This window comes from Pseudomonas sp. S2_F07 (assembly GCF_054668325.1).
The window spans coordinates 3,372,244-3,388,988 of record NZ_CP162758.1 but is presented as its reverse complement, the minus strand read 5'-3'; the positions used below and the strand labels follow the sequence as shown (position 1 = coordinate 3,388,988).

Below are 16,745 nucleotides of genomic sequence, written 5' to 3'. Positions count from 1 at the left end.
TCGGCCCATTCGCGAGCAAGCCCGCTCCCACAGGGGAATGCGGTCAAATGTGGGAGCGGCGGTGCGACGATTCGCCTTGCTCGCGAAGGCGGTAGTGCAGCCACCACAAGGCCGGAACCAACAGAATTCAGGAAAGGTGCTTTATGACCGCAGCCAATGTTTACCAACAACGCCCAACCTCCGGGGCCAAGGCCGAGTCGTCGTTGCATCACGCCGACCTCGCCAGCCTGGTGGGCAAGGGTCGCAAGAACGCCGGCGTGATCGTGCGTGAAAAGAAACTCCTCGGCCACCTGACCATCCGTGGCGATGGCCACGATGTAGCATTCGCCGCAGGCGTGCACAAGGCCCTGGGCATTGAGTTGCCAGGCGCACTGAGCGTCATTGTCAAAGGCGAAACCAGTCTGCAATGGATGGGGCCGGATGAGTGGCTGCTGATCGTGCCGACCGGTGAAGAACTGGTCGCCGAGCAAAAACTGCGCAAAGCGCTGGGCGATTTGCACATTGCGATCGTCAACGTCAGCGGCGGCCAACAACTCCTCGAACTGAGCGGCCCGAACGTGCGCCAGGTGCTGATGAAGTCCACCAGCTACGACGTGCACCCGAACAACTTCCCGGTGGGCAAGGCCGTCGGCACGGTGTTCGCCAAATCGCAACTGATGATCCGTCACACCGCCGAAGACACCTGGGAACTGCTGATTCGTCGCAGCTTCTCGGATTACTGGTGGTTGTGGTTGCAGGACGCTTCTGCCGAGTATGGCCTGAGCGTGCAGGCCTGATCACCACCTTTACCGATTTCTCAGGAGTCACCGCATTATGAGCCGCGCCCCAGACACATGGATTCTGACCGCCGACTGCCCCAGCGTACTCGGCACCGTGGACGCGGTGACCCGCTTTCTGTTCGAGCAGGGCTGCTACGTTACCGAGCACCATTCCTTCGATGACCGGCTCTCGGGCCGTTTTTTCATTCGTGTGGAATTCCGCCAGCCTGACGGTTTCGACGAGCAGTCCTTTCGCGCGGGCCTGGCCGAGCGCGGTGAAGCCTTCGGCATGATCTTCGAACTGACCGCGCCGAACTACCGGCCGAAAGTGGTGATCATGGTTTCCAAGGCCGATCACTGCCTCAACGACTTGCTCTATCGCCAGCGCATCGGCCAGTTGTCGATGGACGTGGCCGCCGTGGTCTCCAACCACCCGGACCTCAAGCCGTTGGCCGACTGGCACCAGATTCCGTACTACCACTTCCCGCTGGACCCGAACGACAAACCGTCGCAAGAGCGCCAGGTGTGGCAGGTGATCGAAGAGTCCGGTGCGGAACTGGTGATCCTTGCGCGCTACATGCAAGTGCTGTCGCCGGAGCTGTGCCGCAAGCTCGATGGCAAGGCGATCAACATTCACCACTCCCTGCTGCCCGGGTTCAAGGGCGCCAAGCCCTACCACCAGGCCTACAACAAGGGCGTGAAACTGGTGGGCGCCACCGCGCATTACATCAACAACGACCTGGATGAAGGCCCGATCATTGCCCAGGGTGTCGAGGCAGTGGACCACAGCCATTACCCGGAAGACCTGATCGCCAAGGGGCGGGATATCGAAGGGCTGACCCTGGCCCGGGCGGTGGGGTATCACATTGAGAGACGAGTGTTTTTGAACGCCAATCGTACGGTCGTTCTCTAGATTGCTATCGCGAGCAAGTCGAATCGTCGCACCGTCGCTCCCACAGGGTTTTGTGTCGTTCACAAATCTTAAGTTCAACCCGAATCACTGTGGGAGCGGGCTTGCCCGCGAAGAGGCCCTTACAGGCAACACAAGAAACAGCATCTGTACCCAAGCACTTAACGCGCTGCCTGCCTGGGCAACGCGGTTCCATAAAAACAACAGCGAGGTGAAAGCATGTCTGGTAATCGTGGTGTGGTGTATCTCGGCGCTGGCAAGGTCGAAGTGCAAAGTATTGACTATCCGAAAATGCAGGACCCGCGCGGCAGGAAGATTAACCACGCTGTCATCCTGCGTGTGGTGTCCACCAACATCTGTGGTTCCGACCAGCACATGGTGCGCGGGCGTACCACAGCGCAAACCGGCCTGGTGCTGGGCCATGAGATCACCGGTGAAGTGATCGAGAAGGGCAGCGACGTCGAGAACCTGCAAATCGGCGACCTGGTATCCGTACCGTTCAACGTGGCTTGCGGGCGCTGCCGTTCCTGCAAGGAAATGCATACCGGCGTGTGCCTGAGCGTCAACCCTGCGCGTCCGGGCGGTGCTTATGGTTACGTCGACATGGGCGACTGGACCGGCGGCCAGGCCGAATACGCCATGGTGCCGTACGCCGACTTCAACCTGCTGAAACTGCCGGATCGCGACCGTGCGATGGAAAAAATCCGCGACCTGACCTGCCTCTCCGACATCCTGCCGACCGGCTATCACGGTGCCGTGACCGCTGGCGTCGGCCCGGGCAGCACTGTGTACATCGCCGGTGCCGGTCCGGTCGGCCTGGCGGCGGCCGCATCCGCTCGCCTGCTGGGCGCGGCGGTGGTGATCGTTGGTGACGTCAACACCGTGCGCCTGGCCCATGCCAAGGCCCAGGGCTTCGAGATCGCCGACCTGTCACTCGATACCCCGCTGCACGAACAGATCGCCGCACTGCTGGGCGAACCGGAAGTGGATTGCGCCATCGACGCTGTAGGCTTCGAGGCCCGTGGCCATGGCCATGACGGCGTGAAACACGAAGCCCCGGCCACCGTGCTCAACTCGCTGATGGGCGTGGTGCGCGTGGCCGGCAAGATCGGTATCCCCGGCCTCTACGTGACCGAAGACCCGGGCGCCGTCGACGCTGCCGCGAAAATGGGCAGCCTGAGCATCCGCTTCGGCCTGGGTTGGGCCAAATCCCACAGCTTCCACACCGGCCAGACCCCGGTGATGAAGTACAACCGCGCGCTCATGCAAGCGATCATGTGGGACCGCATCAACATTGCTGAAGTGGTGGGGGTGCAGGTGATCAGCCTGGATCAGGCGCCGCAGGGTTATGGCGAGTTTGACGCGGGTGTGCCGAAGAAGTTTGTGATTGATCCGCATAAGATGTTTAGTGCGGCGTAAGTCTTTGCGTAAACAAAAAACGGCGACCTTCGGGTCGCCGTTTTTGCTTGGATATCTTTTTCAAACAGCCGCCAAGGTTCCTGATTCGATGCCGGCCCCAACCAGCTGCCCGGTCGTGCCGTTCATCGCGTGGCATCCGGGGATTCACGTTTTCTATGCGTGACCGGGTAAAAACGGATGCGCGGCAAGGAACATGATTGAGGATACCCGGTCTAATCGGCAGTTTTACCGCCGGTTTTCGGATGGTTTCGTGGCACAAGAGGATGTCTGAATGAAGATTTCACGCGGTATTGCACTGGCTTCGCTGTTGACGCTGTCCGCCAGCCCGGCCTTTGCACAGTTCAGCCTGGGCGATGCGGCCAATGCCATTGCCGGCATGAAGGGCGGTGACGCAGCTGCGACCGCCGCACCGACGCCGCAGACAGCCGATCTGCTGAGCACTCTCAGTGAACTGGACATCACCCCAGAGCAAGCCATTGGCGGTGCCGGGGCGATGCTGGGGCTGGCGAAGAACCAGTTGAGTTCGACCGACTACTCGCAACTGGCCAAAAGCGTGCCGGGCATCGACATGCTCTCGGGCGGCGGTGAGTTGGGCGCACTGGCCGGTCTGCTTGGCTCCAGCGGCAAAGCGGCAGGGCTGGATAACGCCCTGGGCAACGTCAAGGACACCAACGACCTGAACAATGCCTTCAGCGCCTTGGGCATGGACAGCGGCATGATTGGCCAGTTTGCCCCGGTGCTCCTGCAATACTTCGGTCAGCAGGGCGTCGGCGGTACGCTGCTGAGCAGTCTGGGCAGCATCTGGGGCGCTGGCGCCGGTAGCTGATTCAGCGGCATCCGGCGCGCAAGGCGTCGATGCGCCGGTCCTTCTCGATCCAGAGCTGGTTGACCCAGTTCTGGACCTTCTCGCGAAATACAGGATCGTTTTCGTAATCGCCCTGCCACAGCGCCGGGTCGAGTTCGCGGGTCTGGATATCGATGATGACCCTCGGCACATTGCCGCTGATCAAGTCCCAGAACCCCGGAATCTTCTGCTGCGGGTAAACCACCGTCACATCGAGAATCGCGTCCAGCTGCTCACCCATCGCCGCCAGCACAAAGGCCACCCCGCCGGCCTTGGGCTTGAGCAGGTAATTGAACGGTGACTGCTGCTGGGCACTTTTGGCCGCCGTGAAGCGGGTGCCTTCCAGATAATTGACCACTGTTACCGGTTGGCGCTTGAACAGTTCGCAGGCCTGTCTGGTGATTTCCAGATCCTTGCCGGCCAGTTCCGGGTACTTGGCCAGGAACGCCTTGCTGTAGCGCTTCATGAACGGGTAATCCAGCGCCCACCACGCCAGGCCCAGGAAGGGTACCCAGATCAGTTCTTTCTTGAGGAAGAATTTGAAGAACGGCGTGCGCCGGTTCAGCGTCTGGATCAGCGCCGGGATGTCGACCCAGGATTGATGGTTGCTGATCACCAGATATGAAGTGTCGCGACGCAGATCGTCACCGCCGCGGATGTCCCATTGGGTGGGGATACACAGGCGGAAGATCAGCTTGTCGATCTCCGACCAGGTTTCGGCGATCCACATCACCGACCAGGAGGCGTAATCGCGAAAACGGCCGGGCAGGACCAGCTTGAGCAGGGCAAACACCATCAACGGCCCGATCAGGACCAAGGTGTTGAGCACAAGCAGCAGGGTCACGAAACAGCCGGTGAGCAGGCGGCGCATAAGTCACTCGTGGAAGCGGTTGGGCGCGCCATGATAAGCAGCTTCGGGCGACAGGCCAAATCGGTGCTGACGAATGTTTCACTTTTGGGTCGGTAGGCTTGTGGGAACGTTCAAGCGCACGACGGTCTAAAATCCGACTGTTCACTCTCATGGAAACCCATTACGTGAAATCCCTCCTTGCAGTGCTCTCCCTCATCGCCCTGCCGGTCATGGCCGCCGAGCCGACCCTCTATGGTCGTTACGAATACATCGCGCTGCCGGAAATCGGCGGAAAGGTCCTCAAGGCGAAAATGGACACCGGCGCCCTGACCGCGTCGCTGTCGGCCAAGGACATCGAAACCTTCAAGCGTGACGGCGAAGACTGGGTGCGTTTCCGCCTAGCCACCAAGGATGCGGGCAATCAGGTCTATGAACACAAGGTCGCACGGGTAAGCAAGATCAAGACCCGTTCCGAAGAGGACGAGGATGACAGCGAAGTGATCGCACCCACCAAGCGTCCGGTGGTCGATCTGGAACTGTGCCTGGGTAACGTCAAGCGCACGGTCGAGGTCAATTTGACGGATCGCAGCAGCTTTAACTACCCATTGCTGATTGGGGCCAAGGCGCTGCGTGAATTTGGGGCTGCGGTGAATCCAGCTCGGCGTTTTACGGCGGATAAGCCGGATTGTTGATTATATGAACGGGGCACCTTCGCCGGAAGGTGCCAAGCTAGATATGATCCGTGTTTGGTTCAGCTTGAAAAATACCCCGGCTCCCCCCGACGTATACCCCTATTACTAATGGGTTGCGCACTAAAGAAATTCAGCTCTCTGATTGTTGTTTCACTGTCTACGGTTCTTAAAATGTTGTTCCTTTCGGTGCCGACATTTTGCCATGCGCTTACAGTCTTCCGAAATTGAGTAAACTCTTGTGTTGGCATGTGTTCAACTGAGTCTGAAAGAGCAGAATGACTTGAAGTGATGGTGCCGCTGTTCGGCGCGCTGTTAGGTGAGGTTGCTGAATTACCGCTTCTACTGTTTGCATTGTTCAAACGAAGCTTCCGGTCCATGTTATTACCGTCGACATATGCTTGGTTGAGCTCCTTTTGGAACTGTTTCTCCTCCTTTTTCGTCAGTTTTGTCTGCTTTTGTTTTGAGGGGATTTTGGAGGGGAGTTGTACGCGATCTGGGTTGCCCGGAACTTGTTGCCATGCACCAATTTGTACAACGGTTTCGGGTTTGGATGTTTTTTTCATCACACCGATTTTTCTTAGAAAAATTTTAAGCGGACGCCAGGTGTGCCCCGTTGGATCATTGCGATTTACTGGTTCTCCTCCACAGTACGCATAAGCATTAACCCCACCCACCCCAAACGGACTCCAACTATCCGGGCTGTTAAACCGCATCAACACCGGATTGAACTGGCGATAACCATTGCCCAAATGATAATGCCCGGTCACCGGGTCCGGCCGTTCGCCGTTGAAGCCGAGCAGGCTGAGCAATCCGTTTTCCGCCGGGCGATGACCGTAGGGTGAATAGGTGAGGGGGTTGGGCTGAGTGGCATCGAGAGCGTTGAGCACCGAGAGTTGTTGGTCGGTTGCCAGCAGTGTGGTGGTCGCTTTGGTATCGAGTTGTTTTAGCTCAGCCAGTGGTTGGCCGTCATGCTGAAGGATGCTTGACCGAACGGCACCCTGAATCTCGGTGGCCAGTCGATTTTTGCAATGAAAGTGCTGAATAGCAGGTTGCTGAAGTACTGTGCAGCCATTTTGGCGATCCAATGGATCGTAGTGATAGCGACACAGTTCGGTGTCACGTGATGTGTTGGACATGGGTTGAACTCCATTCAAGATCCGGATCGCTCAACCTTGAGCATCGGAGTTTTTTCAGCCATTGCCTACTATCAGAACTGCTAGGTACTACAGACCTGACCGCCAATCAGTTCAGCCGGATTGACGCCGATCCCCCCTTGAGTCACCGTTCGCCCACTCAACCAGCGGGCTCGGACGCCATGCCTCATATCCTGATTGTCGAAGACGAAGCGGCCATTGCCGACACCCTGGTTTTCGCCCTGCAAGGCGAGGGCTTCACCACTACATGGCTTAGCCTCGGCGCGGCGGCGCTGGAGCACCAGCGCCAGACTCCGGCGGATCTGATAATTCTCGATATCGGCCTGCCGGACATCAGCGGCTTCGAAACCTGCAAGCAACTGCGGCGCTTCAGCGAAGTGCCGGTGATGTTTCTCAGTGCCCGGGATGGCGAGATCGATCGCGTCGTGGGCCTGGAAATCGGCGCCGACGATTATGTGGTCAAACCGTTCAGCCCTCGGGAAGTAGCGGCGCGGGTCCGGGCGATTCTCAAGCGCATGGCGCCCCGCACAGTGAGCGAACCGTCGACGCCGCTGTTTCGCATCGATAGCGAGCGTGTGCAAATCAGTTATCGCGGTCAACCGCTGACTCTGACCCGCCATGAATTCCGTCTGTTGCAATGCCTGCTGGAGCAGCCCGGGCGCGTCTTCAGTCGCGAACAGTTGCTCGATGCCCTGGGCGTGGCCGCCGACGCCGGTTACGAGCGCAGCATCGACAGCCACATCAAGAGCGTGCGCGCCAAGTTGCGACTGGTGAAGGCTGACGCCGAGCCGATCCAGACCCACCGCGGCCTCGGCTATAGCTACAACCCGGGACAAAGCTGATGCCGTTGGGAATCCGGATTTTCCTGGTCTATGCACTGTTCATCGGCTTGACTGGCTACTTTGTGCTCAACACGGTCATGCAAGAGATCCGCCCCGGCGTTCGCCAGTCCACCGAAGAAACCCTGGTCGATACTGCCAACCTGATGGCCGAGATCCTGCGCGACGATTTCAAGGCCGGCAGCCTCAATCAGAACCGCTGGCCGGAACTGCTCAAGGCCTATGGTGAACGACAGCCCGGAGCGAAAATCTGGGGTTTGCCAAAGAATCAGGTCAATCACCGCATCTACGTCACAGATGCCAAAGGTATCGTCGTGCTGGACTCCAGCGGGGTGGCGGTGGGGCAGGATTACTCGCGCTGGAATGACGTCTACCTGACCCTGCGCGGCGAATACGGCGCTCGCTCCACGCGCAATGACCCGAACGATCCGGGGTCTTCGGTGATGCACGTCGGCGCGCCGATTCGCGACAACGGCCAGATCATCGGCGTGGTCACCGTGGCCAAGCCCAACAGCTCGTTGCAGCCTTATGTGGATCGCACCGAACGCCGGTTGCTGGCGTATGGAGCCGGGCTGATCGGCCTCGGTCTGCTGTTCGGCGCATTGTTGTCCTGGTGGCTGAGCCGTGCCCTGCGAAGATTGACGGCCTACGCCCAAGGCGTCAGTAAAGGCCGGCGGGTTGAAGTGCCGCACTATCGCGGCGGTGAACTCGAGCAGTTGGCCACGGCGGTGGAGCAGATGCGCACGCAGCTTGAAGGCAAGGCCTACGTCGAGCGTTACGTGCACACATTGACCCATGAGCTGAAGAGTCCGCTGGCGGCGATTCGTGGTGCGGCGGAGCTGTTGCAGGGCGAGATGCCTCCGGGACAGCGGCAACGGTTCGTCGGCAACATCGACAGCGAAAGTGCGCGCATGCAGCAGTTGATCGAGCGGCTTTTGAACCTGGCACAGGTCGAGCAGCGCCAAGGGTTGGAGGAGCGGGTGGCGGTGCCATTGGCGGCATTGGTGGATGGCCTGCTGAACGCGCAATCTGCGCAGATCGAAGGTAAACAGTTGCGCGTAGAGCAAACGATTCCATCGGACCTGGTGCTAATCGGCGAGCCATTTCTGCTGCGTCAGGCGTTGGGCAATCTGCTGGACAACGCGCTGGATTTCACCCCTGTTGAAGGCGTGCTGCGATTTACCGCCGAACGGGCAGGCGAGCAGGTCGAGTTCAAGCTTTTCAATCAGGCAGAGCCTATTCCCGACTACGCGCTGCCGCGTTTGAGCGAGCGTTTCTACTCGTTGCCGCGTCCCGACAGTGGGCGCAAAAGTACCGGGCTCGGGCTCAATTTTGTCGAGGAGGTGGTCAAGCTGCATGGCGGCACCCTGAGCATCGGCAATGTCGATGGCGGTGTGCAAGTGACAGTGCACCTGCCATAGGGCCGGGTCCAGTCTCCACAAAGTCTCCACACTCCCTCCATTCATTCCTCACACAGCCAACCCAGACTTTCCCCATCCAAAACAGGGAGAGTCCCATGAACCGTAGCCTGACCCTAAAACTCGGGGCAATTGCCCTGCTGATTCTGTTGTTGCTGGTTCCACTGCTGATGATCAACGGCGTGATTCAGGACCGCCAGCAACTGCGTGACGGTGTGCTCGAAGACATTGCCCGCAGTTCCAGTTACAGCCAGCAATTGAGCGGGCCGCTGATGGTGGTGCCGTATCGCAAGGTGGTGCGTACCTGGAAGACCCGTGAAAAAACCAACGAGCGTTATCAGGAGATCGGCGAAGAGCGCGGTCGACTGTATTTCCTGCCGGAACGCTTCGAACTCGACGGCCAGGTGCAGACTGAGTTGCGCTCCCGGGGGATTTACCAGGCGCGGCTGTTTCATGCCGACAATCGCATCAGTGGGCATTTTTCGCTGCCGGCGCAGCTCGGTATCAAGGAAGACTTTGCCGATTACCGGTTCGACCAGCCGTTTCTCGCCATTGGCATCAGCGACATCCGTGGTATCGAAAATGCCTTGAAACTCGAACTCGACGGCCAGAGTCTGGACTTCATTCCCGGAAGTCAGGTCGGATGGCTGGGGGAGGGCGTGCATGTGGCGCTACCGACGCTCAACACAGAGAAGGCCACGGAGCTGGATTTCGGTTTTGACCTGCGCCTGCAAGGCACGGGTGTGTTACAGGTTTTACCGGTGGGTAAAACCAGCACAGTCTCGCTGAGCGCCGACTGGCCTCACCCAAGCTTCATCGGCAACTATCTGCCGGCCCAGCGTAAAGTCACCGATCAGGGATTCTCCGCCAACTGGCAGGCGTCATTCTTCTCTACCAATTTGCAGGAGGCCTTGAACAGTTGCGTCACCGGCGGTGACTGCACAGCCTTTAGCGGCCGCAGCTTCGGCGTGAGCTTTATCGACCCGGTGGACCAGTACCTGAAAAGCGATCGGGCGATCAAATATGCGTTGTTGTTCATCGTCCTGACTTTCGCCGGGTTCTTCCTGTTCGAAGTGCTGAAAAGCCTTGCGGTACACCCGGTGCAATATGCACTGGTAGGTGTGGCGCTGGCATTCTTCTACCTGTTGTTGCTGTCGTTGTCCGAGCACATCGGCTTTGCCCTGGCGTACCTGTTGTCAGCCAGCGGTTGTGTGTTGTTGATCGGGTTCTACGTTTGCCACGTGTTGCGCAGCGTGCGACACGGGCTGAGCTTTTCCGCGGGATTGGCGGCGTTGTATGGACTGCTCTACGGGTTATTGAGTGCAGAGGACTACGCGCTATTGATGGGCTCGTTGCTGCTGTTTGGTTTGTTGGGTGTGTTCATGGTGCTGACCCGCAAGCTGGACTGGTATGGGGTTGGGCAAAAAACGCCAAAACCATTGGACTTCGATATTGGAGCGGTGCAATGAGCCGGTCGGTGGGGCTGCGCGAGGACCAGCGCTGGAGCGAGGTGCTGGCGACGCGGATTTTGCAGTGGTTGCCGGATGAACCGCGTTGGTATTTTCGCGAGCAGGCTCGCTCCCACATGGGACCGCAGTCAAAGGTGGGAGCGAGCCTGCTCGCGAAGGGGGCGACGCAGTCAGCGAAGATCTAAACCTTCGGTATCGTCGCAATCATCGAAGGCCGCTGGCTCACCTCGAAATACCACGCTGCAAGTTGAGGATTCACTGTGCGCCAGTCCAGATCCGGATGGCGCAGGTCCAGGTAACCCAGTGCACAGGCCACGCTGATCGCGGCCACGTCGAAGTGGCAGGTCAGCTCGGCAATCGCGTCCTTTTCCAGCAATGCCAGGGCGCGACGGATTTTGTCGCGCTGGCCGTCGAGCCATTCGTCCCAGTGTTTTTCCGGGGCGCGCAGGGCGGTTTCGTAGCGCACCAGCACGGCCGCGTCCATGACCCCGTCGGCCAGTGAGGCGAGGGTAAGACGACGCCAACGGGCTGAACCTTCACGGGGGATCAGCGGGTTGCCGACGTGCTGGTGGTCGAGGTAGTCGAGGATGACCCGGCTGTCGTGGATGATGTTGCCGTCGGCCAGGCGCAGGGCCGGGATTTTGCTCAGGGGGTTGTCTTCGATCAGGGTCAGGTCCGGGTTGACCGGTGTGAGTACGCTGGATTGCAACGCCACGCGGTTCTGCTGGCCGGTTTCGTGGAGCAGCACCATGACTTTGCGAACGAAGGGAGAGAGCGGGTTGTGGTACAGGGTCATGCTCGGGGCGGACATGGCTGTGTCTCGATCGGTGGCAGTGTCGGGCAGCATAGCGTGTTGGGGGGATAGCTCAAGATGGCAAACACCTTTGTAGGAGCGAGCAGGCTCGCTCCTACAGGTTTTGTGTTTTAGCTCGCAGGTTGCAGCGTTTGATCAGCGGCAGGCCCCGAAACTATTTTCGGCTTGATCTCACGGGCAACGGTCCAGACGATGAACGCGGCAACGATGTCGAAAATCGCCAGTACCACGAACAGCGGGCTGTAGCCGATCCTGGTCACCATCACGCCAAACACCAGGGTGAACGCAGCTGCGCCCAGGTAGCCGAACATGCCGCCCATGCCGGTGGCGGTGGCCACTTCGTTTTTGCCGAAGGAGTCGGAGGTGATCGCATACAGCGCACCGGACAGGGTCTGGTGCGCGAAGCCGCCGATGCACAACAACGCGATGGCTGTGTACGGGCTGGCCACCAGGCCAATGCACGCAGGGCCGATCATGCACGAGGCGCCGAACAGCAGGACCATTTTGCGCGAGGTGAACAACGACACGTTGCAGTACTTGTGGAAGAACGGGCTCAGGTAACCGCCGAGCACGCAGCCGAGGTCGGCGGCGAGGAACGGCAGCCAGGCGAACATTGCGATCTCTTTGATGTTCATGTGCCGCTCGGTCATCAGGTACAGCGGAATCCATGCGTTGAAGGTCTGCCAGGCTGGCTCGGAGAGCATGCGCGCGCTGGCGATGGCGTAGAAGTTGCGGTTGCCGATGATCTTTTTCCAGCTGCCTTTTTTCGTCGCCGGGTCTTTGAAGTGTGCTTCCTGACCGCTGAGGATGTAGTCGCGCTCTTCGTCGCTCAGGCGCTTCTGGTCCCGTGGGTGCTTGTAGAGAACCATCCACAGGAAGGTCCAGGCCACGCCCAGGCCGCCCACGATCAGGAACGCCAGTTCCCAGCCGCTGTGCAGGATCGCCCAGACCACCAGCGGCGGCGCCAGCACGGCACCAATCGACGAGCCAATGTTGAACCAGCCAATGGCCACCGAGCGTTCTTTGGCCGGGAACCATTCAGTGGAAGTCTTGACCGCCGCCGGCAACCCCGCCGCTTCGGTCAGGCCAAGCAGGCCGCGGACAAAGGCCAGGCCCTGCCAGCCGGTCGCCAGGGCCGCCAGTGCGCAGGCAATCGACCAGGCGAAGGCGAAAATCGCGAAGCCCATTTTGGTGCCGATGGCATCGATGATGTAGCCCGCCACCGGTTGCATCAGCGCATAGCACACCTGCCATGCGACGACGATGTGCGAGTACTGCTCGGTGGAGATGTTCATTTCGCTCATCAGGGTCGGAGCGGCCACTGACAGGGTATTGCGAGCCAGGTAGTTGACCATCAGGCCGGCCGTCACCAGACCGACCATCCACCAGCGGATGCCTTTGACTTTCATCACTTCACCATCATTTTTTTGGATTTATTTTTGGTGCTGCATCTGTTGTAGGTTGTCGTACAACGTGCGTCTTTATAGGAGCGCAAGGGTAAAACTGTCAACAGATATGTCAGAGGATTTGCAGGGGGAGGCGACGGATGGGGGAAGTGTTGTCGTATGACTGTCAGGGTTTTAGGTTTTCGCAGAACCTGTGGGAGCGAGCTTGCTCGCGATGGCGGTGTGTCAGATACGACAATGGCGACTGACATGGCCCCATCGCGAGCAAGCTCGCTCCCACAGGGATCAGCGGCGTTGCAGGAGGCCACGCAGGGCTAGCACAGCAGGGATACCCAAACCCACCCAGCTCAACGAATCCCAAACACCATCCCCGAGCAACGCGGCAAACAACCCTGCCGCGCTGAGCACCGCGATGACGGTCGGAATGGTAAACACTTTCCAGAAGTTCGACTGCCGGGGTTTCATGCCACGCTCTCCGCTTTTTCCAGCACCGGCCTGGCGACCTTGCGCCGAACCACCCACAGGTAGACCCCGCTGCCGAGCACGATGATGGTCAGCACATCGAGGGTCGCCCAGAGTATCTGCATCGGCATGCCGCCGTAGTCACCGAAGTGCAGCGGTTGTGACATGCCCATGACGTCCATGTACCACGGGCGTTCGACCACCGCGGTGACTTGCAGGGTGCTGGCATCGATCAGTACCGGCGTCAGCAGGTGCGAGGTCAGGTGCGTGCTGCCCTTCATGAACACTGCGTAATGATGCTCACTGGAAAAGCGCGTGCCGGGGAAGGCGATGAAGTCCGGTTGCATGCCCGGTGCGGCTTCCCTGGCGATATCGAGCAAACGGTTGGCGGGCGCCAGTTGTGTCAGCGGTGGTGCATCCCGATAGGGCGCGATCATCGCGGTCAGCGTGTCGTTGCGCCATGCGGCAACCAGCAGGTCCGCGCAGGCACTGACGACGCCCGTCACGCCGACCACCAGCGCCCAGGTCAGGGTCACGACGCCGATCAGGTTATGCAGGTCAAGCCAGCGCAGGCGGGTGGATTTGTCCTGGCGCACGGTGGCGAATTTCAAGCGGCGCATGAACGGCAGGTACAGCACCGTACCGGAGACAATCGCTATCACGAACAGAATCCCCATGAACGCCAGCAACAACTTGCCAGGCAGCCCGGCGAACATGTCCACGTGCAGGCGCAGCATGACCATCATGAAACCGCCGTTGGCCGATGGCGTCTCCAGCGCTTCGCCGGTACGGGCGTCGAGCATGAAGGTGTGGGACGAGTTCGGCTCGGTGCCCGCCGTCGCGGCCATGATGGTCAGCACCGCGTTGGGCTCATCGTCCTCGAAGCCGAAATACTGCATGACTTCACCGGGGCGATGCTTCTCGGCGGTCTCCACCAGCTGCTGCAAATTCAGGTGCGGGGTGTCCGCCGGCATTTCCTTCACTTCAGGCGCATCGCCCAGCAAGTGGTCGATCTCGTGGTGAAAGATCAACGGCAGGCCGGTCAGTGCCAGCAGTAACAGGAACACCGTACAAATCAGGCTGGTCCAGGTATGAACAGCGGACCAGCGGCGAATCGTTTTACTTTTCATTTCAAAGCCTTCAGAAAAACCAAAGCCGCCCACGAAGGACGGCCTGGTCATTGGGCGTGTCAGCTCAAAGCGTTACCACTTGTAGGTTGCACTTGCGACGACACTGCGCTGGTCGCCGTAGTAGCAGTAGTAGCTGTCGCAAGTCGAGATGTAGTCCTTGTCGAACAGGTTGGTCGCGTTAACGGCCAGCGAAGCGCCTTTGAGGCTGTTGTCCAGGCGACCGAGGTCGTAGTGAACCACTGCGTCGAACACCGTGTAGGCGTCGGCCTTGCCCAGCCAGGTGTTGGCCTGGTCTCCATAGGTATTGCCGGTATAGCGCGCACCGGCACCGATGCCGAAGCCGTCCAGCACGCCGTTGTGCCAGGTGTAGTCGCCCCACACCGACGCTTGCTGGTTAGGCATCAGTTGCAGGCGATTGCCCTTGTAGATGCCCTCTTGCACTTCGGATTTGGCCAGGGTGTAGGCAGCGGTGACCTTGAGGTTTTCGGTCACGTCGGAAACGGCTTCCAGCTCCAGGCCTTTGACTTTCACTTCGCCGGTCTGGCTGGTGACTGTCACGTTGCCCACGTTGTTGGTGACGGAAACGTTTTTCTGGGTCAGGTCATACACAGCCGCCGTCAGCAGGGTGTTGCTGCCCGGTGGCTGGTACTTGATCCCCAGTTCCCATTGCTTGCCCTCGGTCGGCTTGAACGACTCGGTCGGCGAGGCGACGGCATTGCTGGTCGGCTGGAACGATTCAGCGTAGGACAGGTAGGGTACGAAGCCCGAGTCGAACACGTAGCTGATCGCCGCGTTGCCGCTGAAGTTCTTGTCGCGCTCAGTGTTGGTGGCATCGCCCTTGTTGAAGAACGTGGTTCCGGTGTGGACCCAGTCTTCACGACCGCCGAGGGTCAGGCGCCATTGGCCGAGGGCCATCTGGTCCTGGATGTACAGGCCGGTCTGCTGGGTCTTTTGTTCGTAGTCGTAGAACGCCGTGGAGCGTGGCGGACGGGTTATCGGCAAACCATAGATCGGGTCGTTGACGTTGATGCCCGGCGCGGTGCCGAAGATCGAGAGGTAGTTGGTGGTGTTGCGCTGGTGATCCAGGCCGATCAGCAAGGTGTGACTGACGTCGCCGGTGACGAAGTCGCCCTGGAGGTTGTTGTCCACGGCGAACTGTGCGATGTCTTCGTCGACATTGGTGGTGCCGCGGCCGGTGTTGCCTTGATCGTCAACGACAAACCCGAGATCGGCAAAGTCGGGGTTGTAGCTATTGACGGTCACGGCCTGGAACGATAGCTCTGACTTGGTGTAGCGCAGGTTCTGCCGGAACTGCCAGACATCGTTCAGGCGGTGTTCGAAGGCATAACCCAGCGCGTAGTAGGTGCGGTCGTAGTAGTCGTAGTCCGGGTCACCCAGGTTCTTGTGGTGGGAGATATCGCCGAACGGCATGTCGATCTTGGTGCCCTGGATCGGATAGAACTGACTGGTGATACCGGTATCGTCACGGGTGAACTGCGTAAGCAGGGTGAACCTGGTGTCTTCGTCGATGTTCCAGGTCAGGCTGGGCGCGATGTTGTAGCGCTTGTCATCGATGTGGTCGATGGGCGTGCCGCCGTCGCGCAGCACGCCGCTGAGGCTGTACAGGAACTGGCCTTCCTCATCGATCTTGCCAGTGCTGGCGAAGTTGATCTGGCGATGATTGTCGCTGCCGTATTGCAGCTGGATCTCGCTGCTGGCTTCAGCGCTTGGGCGACGGCTGACCATGTCCAGCAGGCCGCCCGGCGGGGTCTGTCCGTACACCGAGGAAGCCGGGCCGCGCAGCAGCGCCAGTCGGTCGAGGTTCCAGGTTTCCTGTTTCGGGTTGGAGTACACACCTTTTGGCAGTGGCAGGCCGTCGAGGAATTGAGTCGGCTCGAACCCCCGCACGCGCAACCAGTCGGCGCGGGTGTCGCTGCCGAAGCTGCTGGAGGTGATGCCCGGCAAGTAGCGCACGGCATCGTCGAGGGTGTGCGCGTTGCGGTCGTCCATCTGCTCTCGAGTGACGACCGAAATCGAACGCGGCGCCTCGACCAGCGCGGTGTCGGTCTTGGTGCCGGCGGCGGTGCGCTTGGCCAGGTAGCCCTGTACCGGGCCCCAGGCGCTTTCAGTGTCTTGCACGCCGATCACGCTGGTGGCCGGCAGGTCCATCACCCCTTCTGGCACGGCCACCAGGGTATAGGTGCCCGCACTGCTCTGCTCCAGTTGCAGGCCGGTGCCACGCAGGGCTTCGCGCAGGGCGTCGGGTGCGTCGAACTGGCCTTTGACCGGCGCCGAGGTCTTGCCCGCCGCGAGGGATGGATTCAATGACAGGGCCAGACCGGCCTGGCTGGCAATCTGGTTCAGAGTGTTGACCAGTGGCGCGGCCGGCAGGTTGTAGGCGCGGACGCTGGACGTCTGTTCAGCGGCGACCAGTTGGCTGCTGGCCAACGGGGTACAAAGGGCAATGGCGACCGCCAGCAAACTGCGGCGCAACAGGGAGTCTAGCGAACGAGGCATACAGCGGCTCCTGAATGGAAACATTTCTCAATTGCCTGTGTGCCGAACGAAAATAAAAAAGTG

Annotated in this window: 16 protein-coding genes; 9 read left to right on the top strand and 7 right to left on the bottom strand. The window is 59.8% G+C overall.

Annotation, left to right across the window (positions count from 1 at the left end; genetic code table 11):
• The first annotated feature begins 143 nt into the window (after positions 1 to 143).
• The 4 genes from AB4O40_RS15340 to AB4O40_RS15325 all read left to right on the top strand — a co-directional run bounded on the left by AB4O40_RS15340 (position 144) and on the right by AB4O40_RS15325 (position 3,913).
• Positions 144 to 776, top strand: coding sequence for a sarcosine oxidase subunit gamma (locus AB4O40_RS15340; RefSeq protein WP_223541349.1), 633 nt, complete (start codon positions 144 to 146; stop codon positions 774 to 776).
• 37 nt (positions 777 to 813) lie between these two features.
• Complete coding sequence (gene purU / locus AB4O40_RS15335) at positions 814 to 1,671, top strand: formyltetrahydrofolate deformylase (protein WP_007981374.1); 858 nt, start codon at positions 814 to 816, stop codon at positions 1,669 to 1,671.
• A 216-nt stretch (positions 1,672 to 1,887) separates the two neighbouring features.
• Positions 1,888 to 3,087, top strand: a complete 1,200-nt coding sequence (gene fdhA / locus AB4O40_RS15330; RefSeq protein ID WP_056726583.1) for a formaldehyde dehydrogenase, glutathione-independent — start codon at positions 1,888 to 1,890, stop codon at positions 3,085 to 3,087.
• A gap of 271 nt (positions 3,088 to 3,358) precedes the next feature.
• Positions 3,359 to 3,913, top strand: coding sequence for a DUF2780 domain-containing protein (locus tag AB4O40_RS15325; RefSeq protein WP_223541350.1), 555 nt, complete (start codon positions 3,359 to 3,361; stop codon positions 3,911 to 3,913).
• 1 nt (position 3,914) lies between these two features.
• Here the strand turns inward: AB4O40_RS15325 and AB4O40_RS15320 are convergent, their stop codons facing one another.
• The gene (locus tag AB4O40_RS15320; RefSeq protein WP_460053900.1) at positions 3,915 to 4,802 is read right to left on the bottom strand and encodes an acyltransferase; all 888 of its coding nucleotides are present in this window, start codon (positions 4,800 to 4,802) and stop codon (positions 3,915 to 3,917) included.
• 164 nt (positions 4,803 to 4,966) lie between these two features.
• On the opposite strand from AB4O40_RS15320, the gene rloA2 reads away from it, so the two are divergent.
• Positions 4,967 to 5,473, top strand: a complete 507-nt coding sequence (rloA2, locus tag AB4O40_RS15315) for a retropepsin-like aspartic peptidase RloA2 (RefSeq protein ID WP_056726681.1) — start codon at positions 4,967 to 4,969, stop codon at positions 5,471 to 5,473.
• A 59-nt stretch (positions 5,474 to 5,532) separates the two neighbouring features.
• Here rloA2 and AB4O40_RS15310 read toward each other — a convergent pair whose 3' ends face one another.
• On the bottom strand, positions 5,533 to 6,609 hold the full coding sequence (locus AB4O40_RS15310; RefSeq protein ID WP_082563000.1) for an RHS repeat-associated core domain-containing protein: 1,077 nt from the start codon (positions 6,607 to 6,609) through the stop codon (positions 5,533 to 5,535).
• Between the two features lie 179 nt (positions 6,610 to 6,788).
• Here AB4O40_RS15310 and creB point away from each other — a divergent pair, with 179 nt between their 5' ends.
• The 4 genes from creB to AB4O40_RS15290 all read left to right on the top strand — a co-directional run bounded on the left by creB (position 6,789) and on the right by AB4O40_RS15290 (position 10,538).
• The gene (gene creB / locus AB4O40_RS15305; RefSeq protein WP_056726587.1) at positions 6,789 to 7,469 is read left to right on the top strand and encodes a two-component system response regulator CreB; all 681 of its coding nucleotides are present in this window, start codon (positions 6,789 to 6,791) and stop codon (positions 7,467 to 7,469) included.
• Entirely contained in the window at positions 7,469 to 8,887 is a 1,419-nt protein-coding gene (creC, locus tag AB4O40_RS15300; RefSeq protein ID WP_409078134.1) for a two-component system sensor histidine kinase CreC, read from the top strand. The genes creB and creC overlap by 1 nt, the downstream gene beginning before the upstream one ends.
• A gap of 95 nt (positions 8,888 to 8,982) precedes the next feature.
• Positions 8,983 to 10,353 carry a cell envelope integrity protein CreD gene (creD, locus tag AB4O40_RS15295; RefSeq protein WP_056726589.1) on the top strand — a complete coding sequence of 457 codons (1,371 nt, stop codon included), beginning with the start codon at positions 8,983 to 8,985 and terminating at the stop codon, positions 10,351 to 10,353.
• The gene (locus AB4O40_RS15290) at positions 10,350 to 10,538 is read left to right on the top strand and encodes a hypothetical protein (protein ID WP_056726590.1); all 189 of its coding nucleotides are present in this window, start codon (positions 10,350 to 10,352) and stop codon (positions 10,536 to 10,538) included. The genes creD and AB4O40_RS15290 overlap by 4 nt, the downstream gene beginning before the upstream one ends.
• On the opposite strand, the gene AB4O40_RS15285 is transcribed toward AB4O40_RS15290, so the two are convergent.
• The 5 genes from AB4O40_RS15285 to AB4O40_RS15265 form a co-directional block, all read right to left on the bottom strand.
• Entirely contained in the window at positions 10,535 to 11,164 is a 630-nt protein-coding gene (locus AB4O40_RS15285; RefSeq protein WP_056726591.1) for a glutathione S-transferase family protein, read from the bottom strand. The two genes, AB4O40_RS15290 and AB4O40_RS15285, sit on opposite strands and share 4 nt — an antisense overlap.
• Before the next feature lie 113 nt (positions 11,165 to 11,277).
• Entirely contained in the window at positions 11,278 to 12,576 is a 1,299-nt protein-coding gene (locus tag AB4O40_RS15280; protein ID WP_223541354.1) for an MFS transporter, read from the bottom strand.
• 282 nt (positions 12,577 to 12,858) lie between these two features.
• A complete protein-coding gene (locus AB4O40_RS15275; RefSeq protein WP_223541355.1) occupies positions 12,859 to 13,038 on the bottom strand; it encodes a hypothetical protein in 180 nt (59 codons plus the stop codon).
• Positions 13,035 to 14,165, bottom strand: a complete 1,131-nt coding sequence (locus AB4O40_RS15270; protein WP_223541356.1) for a PepSY-associated TM helix domain-containing protein — start codon at positions 14,163 to 14,165, stop codon at positions 13,035 to 13,037. Before AB4O40_RS15270 ends, AB4O40_RS15275 begins: the two co-directional genes overlap by 4 nt.
• Positions 14,166 to 14,237: 72 nt before the next feature.
• Positions 14,238 to 16,682, bottom strand: a complete 2,445-nt coding sequence (locus AB4O40_RS15265; RefSeq protein WP_056726594.1) for a TonB-dependent siderophore receptor — start codon at positions 16,680 to 16,682, stop codon at positions 14,238 to 14,240.
• Positions 16,683 to 16,745: the final 63 nt, after the last annotated feature.

Bases quoted from the DNA above. Each gene is read 5' to 3' on its own strand.
- AB4O40_RS15340 (WP_223541349.1), top strand. From the start codon at position 144: ATGACCGCAGCCAATGTTTACCAACAACGCCCAACCTCCGGGGCCAAG.
- purU (WP_007981374.1), top strand. From the start codon at position 814: ATGAGCCGCGCCCCAGACACATGGATTCTGACCGCCGACTGCCCCAGC.
- fdhA (WP_056726583.1), top strand. From the start codon at position 1,888: ATGTCTGGTAATCGTGGTGTGGTGTATCTCGGCGCTGGCAAGGTCGAA.
- AB4O40_RS15325 (WP_223541350.1), top strand. From the start codon at position 3,359: ATGAAGATTTCACGCGGTATTGCACTGGCTTCGCTGTTGACGCTGTCC.
- AB4O40_RS15320 (WP_460053900.1), bottom strand. From the start codon at position 4,802: ATGCGCCGCCTGCTCACCGGCTGTTTCGTGACCCTGCTGCTTGTGCTC.
- AB4O40_RS15310 (WP_082563000.1), bottom strand. From the start codon at position 6,609: ATGTCCAACACATCACGTGACACCGAACTGTGTCGCTATCACTACGAT.
- creB (WP_056726587.1), top strand. From the start codon at position 6,789: ATGCCTCATATCCTGATTGTCGAAGACGAAGCGGCCATTGCCGACACC.
- creC (WP_409078134.1), top strand. From the start codon at position 7,469: ATGCCGTTGGGAATCCGGATTTTCCTGGTCTATGCACTGTTCATCGGC.
- creD (WP_056726589.1), top strand. From the start codon at position 8,983: ATGAACCGTAGCCTGACCCTAAAACTCGGGGCAATTGCCCTGCTGATT.
- AB4O40_RS15290 (WP_056726590.1), top strand. From the start codon at position 10,350: ATGAGCCGGTCGGTGGGGCTGCGCGAGGACCAGCGCTGGAGCGAGGTG.
- AB4O40_RS15285 (WP_056726591.1), bottom strand. From the start codon at position 11,164: ATGTCCGCCCCGAGCATGACCCTGTACCACAACCCGCTCTCTCCCTTC.
- AB4O40_RS15280 (WP_223541354.1), bottom strand. From the start codon at position 12,576: ATGAAAGTCAAAGGCATCCGCTGGTGGATGGTCGGTCTGGTGACGGCC.
- AB4O40_RS15275 (WP_223541355.1), bottom strand. From the start codon at position 13,038: ATGAAACCCCGGCAGTCGAACTTCTGGAAAGTGTTTACCATTCCGACC.
- AB4O40_RS15270 (WP_223541356.1), bottom strand. From the start codon at position 14,165: ATGAAAAGTAAAACGATTCGCCGCTGGTCCGCTGTTCATACCTGGACC.
- AB4O40_RS15265 (WP_056726594.1), bottom strand. From the start codon at position 16,682: ATGCCTCGTTCGCTAGACTCCCTGTTGCGCCGCAGTTTGCTGGCGGTC.